This is a genomic window from Actinosynnema sp. NPDC091369 (assembly GCF_044757065.1).
Classification (GTDB): domain Bacteria; phylum Actinomycetota; class Actinomycetes; order Mycobacteriales; family Pseudonocardiaceae; genus Actinosynnema.
On sequence record NZ_JBIVUG010000009.1, the window covers coordinates 133950 to 150689 of the forward strand.

The 16740-nt window shown below is 73.2% G+C and carries 1 protein-coding gene; it reads right to left on the reverse strand.

Going from position 1 to position 16740, the window contains the following annotated elements:
- Positions 1-138: 138 nt before the first annotated feature.
- The gene (locus tag ACIQMJ_RS29465) at positions 139-16605 is read right to left on the reverse strand and encodes a hypothetical protein (RefSeq protein ID WP_499764247.1); all 16467 of its coding nucleotides are present in this window, start codon (positions 16603-16605) and stop codon (positions 139-141) included.
- Positions 16606-16740 lie beyond the last annotated feature (135 nt).

A 16740-nucleotide genomic window follows, 5' to 3' on the forward strand; every position in this document is an offset into this window, starting at 1 on the left:
ACCCAACAGCCCGACCCGTCTGTGAGCGACGAGACACCAGGCGGTCACTGGATCGATTCTCCTCACCGGGTGAGCCATCCCGCTGTGCGGTGCCGGTCACCCCGACGGGTGACCGGCACCGTCCACTGGGGACCTCGTTCAGCGCGGTCGGTAGGTGGCCACCCCGTGCACCACGGCCAGGTCGACGTGCACCTCGGGCTGGACCGGACCGGTGAACGGGGCCAGCCGCAGCGGCTGGGGCACGCCGGGCAGGTGGATGAGCAGGTTCGCCCCCAGGCGGGTGGCGATGAGCCGTCCGGCGAGGTCGCGGGCGTTGCCCGCCCTGGCGTTCTCCGCCGGGTCCTGGAGCGACCAGTTCAGGTTCTCCACCAGCGCGCCGTACAGGTGGGTGCGGCGCATCGGGTGGGTGGCGGTGAACTCGGCCACGTGCTCGGGGATGGCCGTGGCAGAGGTCACCACCTCGTGCCGCAGGGTCGCCGGGGGGATGTTCACGGCCTGCGCGACCGCCGCGAACAGACCGCCGGCGGCCGGGGGCGGCGCGGTGGGCAGGAGGTCGTTCGCGGTGAAGCGGAGGTGCTGGAGGGCTTCGTCGACCAGCTCCGGGGCCACCGGCGGCGGGGGTGCGGCGTGGGGCTGCCCGGCCTGGGTGTTCGGAGTGGACGGTCCACCGGCGGTGGCGAGCGGGTCGGCCGCCTGCGGGTGGGCTGCGGACGGGGTGGGCGTGGTGAGGCCCGGGTCGGTGGTGGGCGGGGTCGGGGCGCTGCTCTGCGGGGCCGGGGCTGGGACTGAGGTGGGGGCCGGGGCCGTCGGGGTGGTCGACGGCGCGGGGACGAGCGGCCCGGTTCCGGTGGTGCGCGGGTCGGTCGGGGCGGGTGCGGTGGGAGGCGGCGCGGGGGTGTTGAAGGCGTCGATCCGCTGGTCCACCGCGAGCTTGGCGTCCCACCAGGTCTGCTGGCGGTCGTCCGCCTCGGTCCGCCGGTCGTTCAGCGCGGTCTCGGCGGCCCTGATGCGGGCTTCCTGCTCGGTACGGGCGGCGATCAGCTCGTCGTGCCGGGTGCGAGCGTCGGCGCGGGCCGTCGTCGTGTCGCGGACGGTCTTCTGCTGGTCGCGGAGGCCGTCCTTGGCCGTGGTCAGGGTGCCGTTCGCGCTGGTGAGGGCTTTGCGGGCGGTGGTGAGGGCGTCGGTGGCACCGCGCAGGGCGTCGTGGGCCCTGGTGGCGGCGTCACGAGCGGCCTCCTGCTCCTCCAGATCGGCCGCGTGCTGCTCGCGCGCCTCGGCGAGCCCGTCGGCCTGCCGCTGTTCGAGGCGGGCGACGAGGTCGGCGCTGTCGGCCACGTCCCGGTCGCGGTCGCCGAGGACGTCGTCCGCGATCTGCGCCGCGATCTCCAGCTCGGCGACCTGCACGCCCAGGTCCCGGACGAGCACCTGTGCCTCGGTGACCGCGCGGCGGGCGTCCTCGACCCGGGTCGCCAGGTCGGCGACCTTGCCGGTCTCGGTGTCGTCGGCCTCGATCGCGTCGTTCAGCTCGACCTGGACGTCGGTCAGCGCCTGGTCGGTCCTGGCCAGCTCGGCCGCGACCTCGTTGATGGTGTCCTGGGCGTCGTTGCGGGCCTGGTCGACCGCGATCTCGGCGTCCCGCCACGCCTTCGCCGCGGCCTTCACGCCGTCCTGCGCCGCGCTGAGCGCCGGGTCGAACGGACGGCCGAGCACGGCTTCCGCTTCCGGCGCGGGCATGCGCACCGAGGCCGAGCCGGGCACGGCCAGGTCGACCACACCGGTCTTGCCGCCGATCGTGGCGACGACGCGGTACTCGACGTCGAAGTCGACCAGGCCGGTGCGGCCCTGCGGCTTGAGGTTGTTGACCTTGTTGTCGGTCGCGCCGCCGGAGACGGCCTGCGAGTCCTCGGCCGCGTGCCTGACCTCGACGCCGCCGGTGGCGAAGGTGACCGCGTCCTTCGGGTCGCTGCCCTGCTTCACGCCCGCGCTGCCGGTCGCCAACCCCAGCGACGCGTCGGCGTTCTCGGCGACCTTCGCCTCACCGCTGGTCGTGCTCACGGTGGACCGCGGGTTCTCCAGGTTCACGCCGTCGCTCAGCCCGCCCAACCGGGGGTTGACCAGCTTCGCGTACACCTTCACGTCCGCGTCCTGGCCGAACGTCAACGCGGCCTCGTGCAGGCCGGGCACGTCCAGCGGCCCGTCGAGCATGCCGGGCAGGGCCGCCTGGAGGTGTTCCGAGCCGAGCGTCGACAGCAGGGTGTTCAGCGAACCCGTGCCCTTGCCGGTGATGCCCTGGTTCGCGCCCGCCGCGGCCAACGCCTTGACCGCCGCGTCACGCAGGTCCCGCGCGCCGCGCAGGCTCTCCACCGACGCGTTCGACGGCAGCGACGCCGGGCTGCCCTCCTGCTGCCACGCCCGCGCGGCGTCCGGCGTGCCGAACTCGGGACCGCGCTTGATCGCGGCGGCCATGTACGGCTGGTTCGGCGTGCCGCCCGCGACCCGCTGGTTGTCCGCGTGCAACCGGACCCGCATCTCCTGCGGGCCGCTGGTCACCGCGGCGACGAGGTCCGAGCCCTTCTCCACCACCAGCTCGAACTCGACCGGCACGGTGTACTTGGCCGCCGGGCCGCCGCCCGCGCGCAGGTGGCCGAACTGCCGCGTGGTCGAGTCGGTGATCGAGCTGCTCTGCGCGTGGGTGAAGTTCGCCGACGCGATCACGCCGGCGGTGCCCGTGACGTTCGGGTTCGCGCTGCCCGGCTGGGCCAGCCCCGGCGCCTTCACGCCGATGCCCCAGCCCTTGCCGCGGCCCCGACCCGCGGTGACCTTCTCCGCGCCGGCGACCGTGTGCTCCACGTCGACGCCGTCGTTGACCACCCGGTCGAACCGCGGCGTGCCGGCCTTCGCCCGCAGCGTGACCTGGTAGGTGTCCTTGCCGAACGTGCCCGGCTGGTGCAGCAACAACGGCACGCCTCCGTCCAACGCGCTGTCGATCATCGCCTTGACGCTCGTCGGCGAGCTGAAGTCGACCAGCCGCTGGAGGTTGTTCATCGAGTCCTTGAGCACCGAGTCCGGCACCAGGGGGTCGCCGAACCGCTTGCCGGTCTTCCCGTTGACCTCCGCGATCAGGTCCGTGACGACACCGGACAGGTCCGGCACCTCGTCCACGGCGGACAGACCCAGCGCGCCGGGCTCGCCCTCGGCCAGCGCCCTCGGCGGCGCCATCGCCGGGAACGCGCGCGGCGGGACGTCCGGCTTCACGTCCGGCAGCACGCCCATCTCGCGCGCCACGTCCTCGCTGACCCGCACGAACACCGACTTCGGCAGCTTGACCGTCGCGCCCTCGGCGCGGGGTGTGCCGCCGTGGAAGACGTTGCCCGCCCGGCTCTCGCCGACGATCGTCACGTCCGCGTCCAGCTGCACGAGCACGGTCCGCGCGGCGGGCGGCGTCACGACGTTGCGGTCCACGCTGCCGCCGACCTCCCGCGCCTCGGACGTCGAGTCCGCCCACGGGGTCCACTTGCCCGCCACGGCCACGCCGCCGGCGCCGCTCGCCGGGGTCGACTCACCCGCGGGCGGTGGCGTGGCGTTCGGCTTGACCGGCACGTTCACGCCGGCGGTGAGGTCGACCGACCGGTTCACCGACGTGGCGTCACCGGCCTTGTAGCCGCCGGTGACCGCGTTCTCGGTGCCGGTGTCGTTGGAGATCGACACCAGCTTGGGGTTGCCGAGCCGCACCGACATGCCGATCGAGCCGGTGCGGTCGGTGATCCGCCGGTCGTAGCGCAGGCCCTGCTCCTGCATGCCGGTCTCGACCAGCTTGCGCAGGTTGGCCTTGATGTTCTCCGGGCTGAACATCCGGTCGATCTGGTTGCGCGACTCGGTGCCCGGCACGGTCAGCGCGGAGTCGCCGCCCGCCGCCCGGTTGAGCGCGTCGACCGCCTCGTCCCGCAGGGCCGTGGTGTTCGCCACCGCCTCGACGTGCAGGAACTCCGGCGACCTGGCGTCGGGACGGGTGGTGAGCAGGTCCTTGACGGTCGGCGCGTCGGTCAGCCTGGTGACCTCCGGGTCGCCCGGCGCGAACCCGGCCGGGTCGACCTTCATGGCCGAGCTGTCCGACACCCACAGGTTCACCTTGCCGTGGATGAGCGGCAGGACCTCCGGGTTGTGCCGGGCGTCCGGGTCGAGCGAGGCGCCGACGGTGCGGGCGACCACGCGCGGCCGCGGCGCGTGCTGCCCCGGCTTGTCCGGCGTCACCCGCCGGACCCACGACCGGGGCCGGGTGAACGTGGTGATCTCGACCTCGAACTCCACGTCGCCGGAGAACACCTGGGCGTTCGGGCTGCCGACGTTCAGCGCGGTGCTGTTCACCGTCGGGCCGCCGGTGTTCTTCGTCGTCCACGAGTGGTTGTACTTCGCGCCGAACTGGGGCGTCGGCGTGACGGTCGCGACCGGCGTCTTGTTCGGGAGGACGACCTTGCCCTCCACGCCGCCGCTCCAGCCCTTGGTGGTGGCGGTGGCGCTGTCCAGCCGCGGGCCGCTGGACGACGAGCCGCGCACGTTGCGCGCGTCCGCCTGGCCGAGGTGCGTCGGGTTGGCGACCTTCGCCTTCACCGTGATGTTGACGTAGGTGTTGCTGGTGGCGTCGGAGCTCTTGAGCTGGACCTGCACGCCCGGCCCCATGAGACCGTCCATGTTGGACTTCAGCGCCGTGGGCGTGAGCAGGTTCAGCTTGCGCTGGTTGGCCAACTGCTGCGCCACGTCGCCGAAGCGCTTGCCCCTTCCGCTGCGCGGGTCGGCGTTCGGGTCGTTCCAGGCGGGCAGGAAACCGTTGAGGCCCTTGACGTTGCGCAGCGCCGACTCGACCTGCGGCAGCACTCGGCTCGCGGGCTCGAAGTCGCCGACCTTCGCGTTGCCCGCGGCGATCGCGCCCGCCAGGTACGGCGGCGCCCACCGGGGTTGCGCGGTCGGCTGGGCGATGCCGGCCCGCGTGCCCTGCGGCACGGGCAGGTTCAGCGCCGCCGCTTCCGGCGTGCCCACGCGGAGGTAGGTGGTCACCGGGACGACGACGTTCTCGCCGCTGGGCGTGCGCACCTCCACGTCGGCGGTCACCTTGTAGAGGCCGGTCTCGCCCTTGAGCTGGATGCCGGTGCGGTTGGTGGTGTTCGTGCCCGCGTTCGACGTGTCCGCGGTGCGGGCCGAGTAGCCGAGCGTGGCCCCGACCTGGCCCGCGACCGCGCCGGGCACGCCGACGTTGCCGCCGAACCCGCCGGTGGCGTCGAAGCCGGTCTTCGAGGTCGCGGTGACGCCCGTGCCGGACGACGTGGACTCGTGCAGCCGCAGCTGCGCCGAGTCGTGCACGCCGACCAGCTCGGCGGTGCGCAGGGTCGCGCGCGTCTGGACCGCCGCGCCCTTGCTCGCGTGCGGGCTGACCAGGTCCGGTGAGGTGACCCAGCCGGTGAGCATCGCGCCGAGGTTGTCCCGGATCGTGGTGCCGGCCAGGAACGTCTGGAGCGCCGTGCGACCCGGCGAGCCGATCTTGGTGATCGACGGGTGCAGCTTGGCCGCCACCTCGGTGAACGCCTTGTGCGGGTCGGTGACCACGACGGCCTCGGGCACGGGGTGCTCGATCCGCGCGCCCCAGTCGGCGGCGGGCGGGTTCGGGTTCGCGGCCGGGGCCGGGTGCGACTCGGCGATGGTGATCAGGTCGTTCGGGACCTGGAGGGTGACGTCCTGGTCGCCGTCCACCGTGATCGACGGCTGGGTGGCGCCGTTGGCGTCGGTGAGCGTGACCAGGTAGCTGACCGGGACCGTGACGCGGGTGGAGTACTCGCCGGACCGGATGATCCGCTGGTCCACCGTGGACGTCGAAGCGGTGACGGCGGTGGCCGGGGTGGCGAGCTGCGCCTTGCCGCCGAGCGAGCCGTACGGGCCCACCGCGACACCGGCCGTGGCCGTGCCGCCGACGTCGTTGGCGGTGGCCAGGGTGTTCGTGGTGGACGTGCTCGTGCCGCTCTGCGCGGTCATGTCCACCTTGGTGTTGGTGGACGGCGCCTGCGTCGCGGCGGCCTGGTCGGCCGGCGGCAGCATTGTGGCCTGCACGTTCGCCTCGAACCACCGGCCGCCGACCCGCACCTGGAAGTTGCGGCCGTGCCCGAGGAACGACTCGAAGTCGGACGTGATCGCGGTCTCGATGCGGGCCGCGTCCTGGGCCGCGAGGCCGTTGATCGCGGCCGTGACGCCGGCCGCGCCCCGCACGTCGACCGGTGCGATCGAGCCGAGGGCCTGGTTGTGCTGGAAGAACGCCGGGAGGGTGGTGGCGGTGAGCACCCAGCCGGGGGTCGGCGGGGTGATCGTGGCCGGCCCGATGACCGGGTTCGGGGTGCGGCGGCGGAACGGCGCGTTCGGCGGCTGCACGCCCGCGTCCGGGGCGGTGTTCGCGGTGGTCGGCGGGTTGACCGACTCCAGGGCGTGCATCCGGTTCTCGACCAGCCACAGGTTGCGCGGCCGGACGGGTGCGTCCGGGTGGTCGGTCATCGGGCCGCTGTCGGCGACGACGCGGCCCCTGCCGTCCTGGTGCTGGAAGATCGGCTTGACGTCGCCGGTCTCGAAGTACTCGTCGTGCAGGCCGAGGAAGTGGCCGACCTCGTGGCCCAGCACGGCGGCCTTGGCGTTCACCGGCCAGCTCAGCTGGTTGGCGCGGGTGTCGGCGGCGGCGACGGCGATGGTGCCGTGCGCGTCGGCGGGGTTGTCGGTGAACTCGACCGTGACGTGGAACTGCTCGCCGCCGGGCAGCCGGTTGCCGTGGTTGAACAGGGCGTCGACGCCTTCGCGGGTGCGGGCCCGCACGGCGGCGACCTGGTCGGGCGTGGCGTTGCCGGCGGGGTCGAGGAAGACCTTCACGGTGAAGTCGCGCACCGGCACGCCGTTGACGTCCAGCACGCGCGTGTCGTAGGCGATCGGACCGCGCCAGGCGCGCACGTCGACGCCGTCGGGGCCGATGGTGGTGCTGTCCAGGACACCGCCGTCCTCGCCGCGGACGGTGCTGGTGACCGGGGTGTGCTCCCGGGCGGCGCGGATGTCGGCGGAGGACGCGGCGTTCGGCTTCGGGTCGAACCACGGGGCGTTCGGCTCGGTGCTGTGCCGCCAGCCGGGGTCGTCCAGGACGGGGTGCGGGCCTTGCGGCTCGGGTGAGGTGATGACGGTGTCGGTGACCTTGACGCCCTTGGGCGCTTCGGGTGGCGTCCAGCCGTCGGGGCGGCGCAGGTCGTGGTCCACGTGCACGTCGGTGGACGTGCCGTTGGTGTCGCGGACGGTGGCGGGGACGCCCTTGGCGGCGAGCGCGTCGGCGACCGTCTGCGCGTGGGGCCCGGACACCTCGACCACGGCGGGCCGGTAGCCGTTGCGGTCGCGCGTGGCGTTGGACTCGGCGAGGTCGGCGGCCAGGGCGTCGATCCGGGCGGCCTGCTCCGGGGACGGCGGCGCGGACAGCGGCAGGTCCAGGGACAACTCGGGCCGCGCCCCGCCGACCGCCCGCCCGTTCGCCCCAGCCGGTGCCTGCGGTGCTGCCGGGGTCGAGAGGGTGTCGGTGGCGGCCGGCGTGGGTGCCGGTGCGTTGGGCGGTGCCGGGGTGTTGGTGGCCGGCGGTGGTGCCTGGGGTGGGGCCGGGCGGGTGCGGGTGGTCGGTTGGGTGTCGCTGGGTGTGGTGGTGGTCGGGGCGGCCGGTGGGGTGTTGACCGGTGGGGTGGGGCGGTTGAAGTCGGCGATTCGTTGGTCGACTTCGATGCGGGCGTTCCACCAGTCGCGTTGGCGCGCGTCGGCGGCGGTGCGGCGGTTGTCCAGTTCCACCTCGGCGGCGGTGATCTGGGCCTCCAGGGCGGCGATGGTCTGCTCGACCTGCTGCTGCGCCCGCTGGGCGGCGTCACGCGCGGCCGTTGCGCGGTCGGCGGCGTCGCGGCCGTTGTCCAGCGCGGTGCCGGCGTGGTCCAGAGCGCCCTGGAGGGTGTCCAGGTCGCCGTCGGCCACCTCCAGGTCGCTGTGGGCCTGGCTCGCGGCGCGGCCCGCGTCGTCGGCCTTCTGCTGGAGGTCCGCCTGCGTCCCGACCGCCTTCGCGTGCGCGGTCTGCGCTTCAGCGGCGGCCTCGGTCGCCGTGCCGACCTCCGCCTCACGGGCGTCGCGCGCGGCACGGGCGTCGTCGACCTCGCCGACCAGGTCCTTGGCCGCCTGGTCGGTGGCGATCGGCGGGGCGTTCTCGGCCCGGTTGTCCAGGTAGGTGTCGAGGTCGTCCTGGGCGACGTCCAGCGCGGCCTGCGCGTCGTCCAGCCTGGCCTGCGCCGCCTCGACCTCCAGGTTCGCCGCCGCCAGGTCCCGGGCGGTGGCCCGCACGTCGGCGTCGGCGTCACCCAGCGCGTCCAGGGCGGCCCGGTGGGCCGCGTCGAGCCGATCGGCTCGCTCGCGCAGGTCCGCCACCACGCCCGCGGCGGCGTCCCGCCTGGTCTGCGCGTCCCGGACGGCCTGCTCCAGGCCGGGCACGCGACCGGTCTCCGCCTCGTGGTCGCCGATCGCGTCGTTGTGCCGCCCCTGCGACTCGGTCAGGTCCCGCTGGAGCCGGGCGACCTCGGCGGCCACCCGGTTGATCACGGCCTGCGCGTCGTGCCGCGCCCGGTCGACCTCCAGCTCGGCGTCGCGCCACGCCTTGGCGGTGTCCTTGACCGCGGTCTGCGCGTCGTTCAGCTCGACGCCCAGGTCCCGGCCCAGCACCGCCTCGGCCTCCGGCGACGGCATCCGCACCGACGCGGAACCGGGCACGGCCACGTCGACCACACCGGTCTTGCCGCCGATCGTGGCGACCACCCGGTACTCGACGTCGAACTCGACCAGGCCGGTGCGGCCCTGCGGCTTGAGGTTGTTGACCTTGTTGTGGGTCGCGCCGCCGGACAGCGCCTCGGCGTCCTCGGCGGCGTGCCGGGTCTCGACGCCGCCGGTGGTGAAGCCGGCCGTGTCCTTCGGGTCCTGGTTCCGCTCGACCGCGGCGCTGCCGGTGGCCCAGCCCGCCGACACGTCACCCGTCTCGCTGTGCTTGGCCTCACCGGAGGTCGTGCTCACCGACGACTTGGGGTTCTCCAGGTTCACGCCGTCGCTCAGCCCGCCCAACCGGGGGTTGACCAGCTTCGCGTACACCTTCACGTCGGCGTGCTGCCCGAACGCCAGCGCGGCCTCGTGCAGGCCGGGCACGTCGAGCGGCCCGTCCAGCATGCCGGGCAGCGCCGCCTGGAGGTTCTCCGAGCTCAGCGTCGACAGCAGCGTGTTCAGCGAACCCGTGCCCTTGCCGGTGATGCCCTGGTTCGCGCCCGCCGCGGTCAACGCCTGGACCGCCGCGGCACGCAGGTCGCGCGCACCGCGCAGGTTCTCCACCGACGCCTTGCCCGGCAGCGTGGCCGGGTTGCCGCTCTGCTGCCAGGTCGTCGCCGCCTGCGGCGTGCCCTGCGCGGCCGGCTGGGCGGTCGTGGTGGACGAGTAGCCGGCCGGTGGCGTGGCGGCCGGGGTGAACACCTTCTGGTTGTCCGCGTGCAGCCGCACGCCGATGTCCTGCGGTTGGCCGGTGGCGCGGGTGACGACCTGGTCGCCCTTCTCCACGACCAGCTCGAACTCGATCGGCACGGTGTACTTCGCGGCCGGGCCACCGCCCGCGTGCAGGTGGCCGAACTGCACGGTGGTGGCCTTGGTGACGGTGCTGCTGTGCTGCTGGCCGACGTTCGCCGCGGCGATCACGCCGACGCCGCCGGAGACGTTCGGGTTCGCGCTGCCCGGCTGGGCGAGGCCCGGCGACTTGAGGCCGACGCCCCAGCCGGTGGCCCGGCCCTGCCCGTCGGTCACCTTCCGCGCGCCCGCGATCGTGTGCTCCATGTCGACGCCGTCGTTGACGACGCCGGTGAAGCTCGGCGGGGCGGTGACGCGCGCCTTGAGCGTGACCTGGTAGGTGTCCTTGCCGAACGTGCCCGGCTGGTGCAGCAACAACGGCACGCCGCCGTCCAACGCGCTGTCGATCATCGCCTTGACGCTCGTCGGCGACGTGAAGTCGACCAGCCGCTGGAAGTTGTTCATCGAGTCCTTGAGCACCGAGTCCGGCACCAGGTCGCTCTTGAACCGGCCGCCGGTCTGCTCGTTCAGGTCCTTCACCAACCCGGAGACCACGCCCGACAGGTCGGGGGCGGTGTCCAGCGTGCTCAGGCCGAGCGAGCTGGGGTTGTCCGGGGTGAGCGTCGCGGGCGGCGCCATCGTGGCGAACGCGGGCGGCGGCGTCTTCGGCTGCACGTTCGGCAGCACGCCCAGCTCCCGCGCCACGTCCTCGCTGACCCGCACGAACACGCCGCCGGGCAGGGAGACCTTCGCGCCCTCCACCCGCGGGGTGCCGCCGTAGACGACGTTGCCCGACCGGCTCTCGCCGACCAGCGTCACGTCCGCGTCGAGCTGGATCAGCACGGTCCGGGCGGACGGCGGGGTGACGAAGTTGCGGTCGACGCTGCCGGTGACCTCGGTCGCGCTGGTCTTCGACGACGAGAACGGCGTCACCTTGCCCGCCACGGCCACGCCGCCCGAGCCCGACGCGGGCTTCGGCTCGCCCGCGGGCGGCGGCGCCACGTTCGGCTTCACGGGCACGTTCAAGCCGGCGGTGAGGTCGACGGTGTGGCTGCTGGTCTTCGCGTCACCGGCCTTGTACCCGCCGGTGACCGCGTTCTCGGTGCCGGTGTCGTCCGAGATCGACACCAGCTTCGGGTTGCCCAGCTCGATCGCCATGCCGATCGCGCCGGAGCGGTCGGTGACCCGGCGGCCGTACTTCAGGCCGTTCTCCTGCATGCCCGTCTCGGTGAGCTTGCGCAGGTTCGCCTTGATGCTCTCCGGGCTGAACAGCTTGTCGATCTGGTTGCGCGCCTCGGTGCCGGGCACGGTCAGCGACGAGTCGCCCTTCGCCGCCCGGTTCAGCGCCTCGATCGCCTGGTCGCGCAGGGTCTCGGTGTTGACCACCGCCTCGACGTGCAGGAAGTCCGGCGCGGGCGGCCGGGGCACGGGCGGGTTGAGCAGCTGCTTGATCGTCGGCGGCTGGTCCAGCCGGGTGGCGACCGGCGCGCCGGGCCGGAAGCCGGACGGGTCGTTGTCCAGCGACGAGCTGTCCGACACCCACAGGTGCACCGGGCCGCGGATCTGGTCCAGGTTCGCCACGCCGGGCGGGTTGGGGCCGCCGGTCTTGGCGACCAGCTTCGGCTCGGGCACCTGGAGGAACGGCGAGCCCGGCGTCACCCGCTTGACCCACGCCCGGTTGCGGCTGAACGTGGTGATCTCGACGTCGAACTCCAGGTCCTGCGAGAACACCTGGGCGTTCGGGCTGCCGACGTTCAGCCCGGTGCTGGTGACCGTCGCGCCGCCGGTGTTCTTGCTGCCCCACCCGTAGGTGTACTTCGCGCCGAACTGCGGCGTCGGCGTGAGCGAGGCGTTCCCGGTCTTGACCGGGAAGGTCACCTTGCCCTCGACGCCCACGCTGACCGACTTCTGCGTGGCGGTGGTGCTGTCCAGCTTCGGCGCGGTGTTGGCCGAGCCGCGCACGTTGCGCGCGTCGACCTGGCCGAGGTGGCTGGTGTTGGCCGGCCGGGCGCGGACGGTGATGTTGACGTACTCGTTGGTGCTCAGGCCGCGCTTCTTGAGCTGCACCTGGACGCCCTGGCCGAGCAGGCTGTCCATCTTGGTCTTCAACGCGGTCGGCGACAGCTCCGCGTCGAGCTTGCGCTGGTTGGCCATGGCCTCGGCGACGTCGGCCAGGCCCTGGCCCCTGCGCGCGCCCGCGTCCGGGGAGTTCCAGCCGGGCAGGAACTTCGCGAAGCCCGGCAGGTCCCGCAGCGTGGCCTGGACCTGCGCCTGCACCTGCGCGCCGGGCCCGAACTCGCCGACCTTGACGTTGCCCGCCGCCAGGTCCGCGGCCAGGTACGGCGGGAGGTACTTGGTGCCCGCCGTGCCCGGCTTGGTCAGCCCGGCCTCGGTGCCCGGCGGCACCGGCAGGGTCAGCGACGCCGCCTCGGGCAGGCCGACCCGCATGTAGGTGGTGACCGGCATGACGACGTCCGCGCCGTTGGGCGTGCGGATGTGGACGTTCGCGGTCACCTTGTACAGGCCCACGTCGCCCTTGAGCTGGATGCCGGTGCGGGTGCTGGAGGTGGTGCCCGAGTTCGAGGTCTCGGAGGTGCGGGCCGAGTAGCCGCCGGTGACGCCCGCCGAACCGCCGATCACGTTCGGCAGGCCCATGCCGCCGCCGACACCGGCCGCGACGTCGAAACCGGCCTTCGTGGTGGTGGACAGGGTGCTGCCGGTCGACTGGGACTCGTGCAGCCGAAGCTGGCCCGCGTTGGAGGTGCCGACCAGTTCCGCGGTCAGCAGGGTGGCCTTCATCTGCACCGCGTTGGCCTTGCTGCCGTGCGGGCTGATCAGGTCCGGTGAGGTGACCCAGCCACCCAGCATCGCGCCCAGGTTGTCGCGGACGGTGGTGGGGTTGAGGAAGTCCTGCAACGCGGTGCGGCCGGGCGCGCCGATCCTGGTGATCGACGGGTGCATCTTCGCGGCGACGTCGGCGAACGCCTGCTTCGCGTCGAAGTCGGTGACCGCCTCGGGCGTCGCGTGCTCCAGCTTCGCGCCCCAGCCCGGCGGCAGCGCCGCGGCCGGTTGGGCGTTGCCGGAGTTCGCGATGGTCTCCAGGTCGTTCGGCACGGCGAGCGTGACGCCGCCGTTGACCACCTGGGTCGGCCGCGCGGTGCCGTTGGCGGCGGTCAGCGTGACCTCGTAGGGGATCGGCACGTCGACGTTCGTGGAGCTCTCGCCGCCGCGGATGATCCGCTGGTCGACCGTGCCGGAGGACGTGTTCAGCGTGGTGGCGGGGGTGGCGAGCTGAGCCTTGCCCGCGAGCGACCCGTACGGGCCGACGCCCGCGCTGGCCGCCGCCGCGAGGCCGACGTCGTTGGCGGTGGTGAGGTTGGTGGCGGTGCCCGTGGCCGTGCCGGACTGGGCCGTCATGTCCACCTTGGTGGTGGTGGACGGCGTGCTGGTGACGGCGGCGACGTCGGCGGGCGGGTGCATCGTGGCGCGGACGTTGGCCTCGTACCAGGTGCCGTTGATCTTGACCTGGAAGTCGCGGCCCTGGCCGAGGAACGACTCGAAGTCGTTCTCCAGCGCGCTCTCGACGACCTTGGCGTCCGCCGGCGTGATGCCGGTCATGGCGGCGGTGACGTGCTGCGCGCCCCGCACGTCGGTGGGCGCGATCGTGCCGAGCGCCTTGCCCTGCTGGAAGAAGTCCGGCAGGTTCCGCGTCGCGAGCACGGGGCCCGGCACGGGGTTGGGGGCCGGGTTGGGCGCGGGGTTCGGGGCCGGTGCCGGGGTGGCGCTCGGGTTCGCGTTCGCCGGGGCGGTCAGGGTGACCATCGGGATCGGCGCGGAGATGGTCGGCCGCGCCGGCGCGGAACGGGTGGACGGGCCGTCGGGCCGGGTGGGGCCGGTGAAGTACTCGTCCAGCATGGTCTGGAACGAGGTCGTCGGGTTGAAGTTGTTCCACGACGTCGGCTTGCGGTTGAACTCGCGGTTGAGCAGGTCGATGTTGTTCTGGTAGCGGACCGTGCCGTCGGGGAACTGGTTGTACTGGCTGGGCCGCCCGTCGCGCTGGGCGAGCGCGTCGGTGATCCGGCGGGCCAGCAGCTCGGTCATGGCCTCGTCGGGGTTGATGTTGCGGTTGTAGAGGCCGCCCTTGCCCTCCTGGTGCGCGAACGTCCGGTCGCTGCCCACCGAGTGCACGTGCATGAACTCGTGGGTGAGCAGGTGGCGGATCGCGTCGGCCTTGCGGGCGGGGTCGGTGGTGAGGCCGTCGAGGTGGTTGGTGTTGAGCAGCACGTGCCCGTTGATCGCCCGCGCGGGGTTGGTGAGGGTGCTGTCGATCAACGCCTGCCGGGTCGCGGCGACGTCGCCGTGGGGGCCGACCTTGGCCTGGACGACCTGGTCGAGCAGGGCGTCGAGTTCGGCGGTGGTGGCCGGGTCGCCGTCGTTGAGCCGGCGCAGGAAGTCGGGGGCCAGGATCCGGTCGCGGGCCTGTCGCGCGTCGATGCCGCCCCGGGCGTCGGTCTCCAGCGCCGTGTCGAGCTCCTGCTGGACGGCGAAGTGCTTGGCGAACGTCTGCTCGTCGAGCTGCACGACCAGGTCGGGGTTCACGTTCGGCGCGGTGGTGATGCCGTGGTTGGCGTTCAGGGTGCCGAACAGCGCGTCGAACCCGGCCCGGATCTGGCCGATGTCGACCGGGACGCCCGCGATGTCCAGCGTCGCCGGGGGGATGTCGGCGGGCAGGAGGTCGAGGATGCCGTCGGTCAGCGTGGTGTCGCGGACGTCGGAGAACGGCTGCGCCGGGGTGGCGGGCGCGTTCACCTGCGCCGGGGGCGCGCCGGGTGGCGGCGGCGGTGCGGCCGGTCCGGTCGTGGCGCCCGGAGGCGGTGGCGGAGGTGGTGCCGTCTGCTGGGTGAAGGTCCCGCCCGGCGGGGGCGGTGGCGGCGGCGGTGCCGTCTGCTGGGTGAAGGTCGCGCCCGGCGGCGGGGGCGGCGGAGGCGGCGGGCCGACCGAGCGGACGTCGGTCCGGGCGTCGCTCTGCGTGTCGGTCCGCACCGACGGGTGGGTGTCGGGCTGGGTGCCGTACTCGGGCGGGCGCGGCGGCGGGGTCTGGCGGGGCGAGTCCGGGTTGTGCAGGGTGGCGTGGTCGGCGTCGGGCACCATCACCTGGCTGTCGGTGGTGCGCTCGATCGTCCACAGGTGCCGCGGCTTGATCGACGGGTCGCCGTGCACGCCCGTGCCCATCAGGCCGTCGTCGTTCACCACGAGGTTGGACGGGGTGTGGCCCGCGGGCAGCGGTGTGCCGTCGCTGTTGAAGATCCGGGCGTCCGGTCCGGCCGCGTCCTTGTACTCGTCCGGCAGGCCGAAGTAGTGCGCCACCTCGTGGGCGAGCACGTTGGACGACGTCTGCGTGCCCCAGTTGAGCTGGTCCGCGTCGGTGGCGGACGTGACGTCGACCGACGTGTGCGCCTGCGCGGGGTCGGTGACGAACTCGACCCTGGCGTGGAACTGGTCGCCGGACGGCAGCCGGTAACCCTGGTTCAGCAACCGGTCGACGCCCTCGCGGGCCTTCTGCGCCACGGCGTCCACATCGGACTGCACGACCCCGTCGCCGGGCTTGAGGTGCACCTTGAGGGTGTACTCCTTCACCCACTGGCCGGGGGCCACCTCCATCCGGCGCACGTCGTGCCGGACGAGGCCGGTGATGGAGTTGACCTTGCCCGGCGTGCTCGACCGCTGCACGTCGGCGACTTCGGTGTCGACCGTGCGCACGGGTGCCTTGTCGCGCACCGGGTCCCACAGCGCCGGGGGCTGCGGGTTCTTCGGCGCGGACCAGTCCGACGTGGTCGCGGTGCTGTGCCGCCAGGACTCGTCGGCGGCGACGTCCTTGGCCGTGCCCGCCGGGGGGACGACGTCCGGGGTGATGACGCCGTCCGGCGTGACGGTGCCGCCCGGCGTGGTGACGTCGGACGGGGGAGCGGCTCGCGTGCCCGACGAGCTGTCCGGCCGGGGGGTGCCGAAGTACTCGTCGACCATGGTCTGGAAGGCGCTGTCGGCGTCGAACTTGACCCACTTGCTGTTCTTGTTGAGCTCCTTGTTCAGGTCGTTCACGTTGTTCTGGTAGCGGTTGGCGCCGCTGTCGGGGAACTGGTTGTACTGGCTGGGCTTGCCGTCGCGGTCGGACAGCGCGTCGGTGATGCTGCGGGCCAGGATCTCGGTCATGGCCTCGTCGGGGTTGACGTCCTTCTTGTAGACGCCGCCCTGCCCGTCGCGGTGGGCGAACGTGACGTCGCTGCCCACGGAGTTCAGGTGCATGAACTCGTGGGTGAGCAGGTGCCGGATCGCGTCGGCCTTGCGGCTCTGGTCGGTGGTGAGGCCGCCGAGGTGGTCGGTGTTGAGCAGGATCTGGCCGTTGATCGCGCGCGCCGGGTTGGTGAGCGTGCTCTCGACCAACTTGGCCCGCTCGGTGCCGAGGTTGCCGTTCGGGCCGATCTTGGCCTGGACGACCTGGTCGAGCAGGGCGTTTAGGCGGGCGAGGGTGGCGGGGTCCTGGGTGCTGAGGCGGTGCATGAAGTCGGGCGACAGGATCTCGTCGCGGACCTGGCGCGGGTTGTCGATGCCCTGGTCGTTGAGCTGGCCGACCGTGACGTCGGACTCGCCGCGGTTGTCCGTCTTCAGCGCCGCGTCGAGCTCTTGTTGGACGGCGAAGTGCTTGGCGAAGGTGTGCTGGTCGAGCTGGACGATCAGGTTGGGGTCGACGGTGGGCGTCTTGGTGACGCCGTGGTCGGCGTTCAGGGTGGCGAACAACGCGTCGAAGCCGGCCTGGATCTGACCGAGGTCGACCTGGACGTCCGCGATGGTCATCGGCGCGGGCGTGATGTCGGTCGGCAGGTTGTTCAGGACACCGGTCTTCAGGGCGCTGTCGCGCCGCACGGAGAACGGGCCCGCCGGTGCGGCGGGCGCGCTCGTCTGCGCGGGGGGCATGCCGGGTGGCGGGGGCACCAACGCGCCGAACACCGGCGGCGGTGGCGGTGCTTGAGTGCCGAAGCCCGGCGGCGGCGGTGGCGGCTGGACCCCGAAGCCGGGCGGCGGCGGGGGTGCCGGAACTCCCGCTCCCGG

Bases quoted from the DNA above. Each gene is read 5' to 3' on its own strand.
- ACIQMJ_RS29465 (WP_499764247.1), bottom strand. From the start codon at position 16,605: ATGCCCCCCGCGCAGACGAGCGCGCCCGCCGCACCGGCGGGCCCGTTC.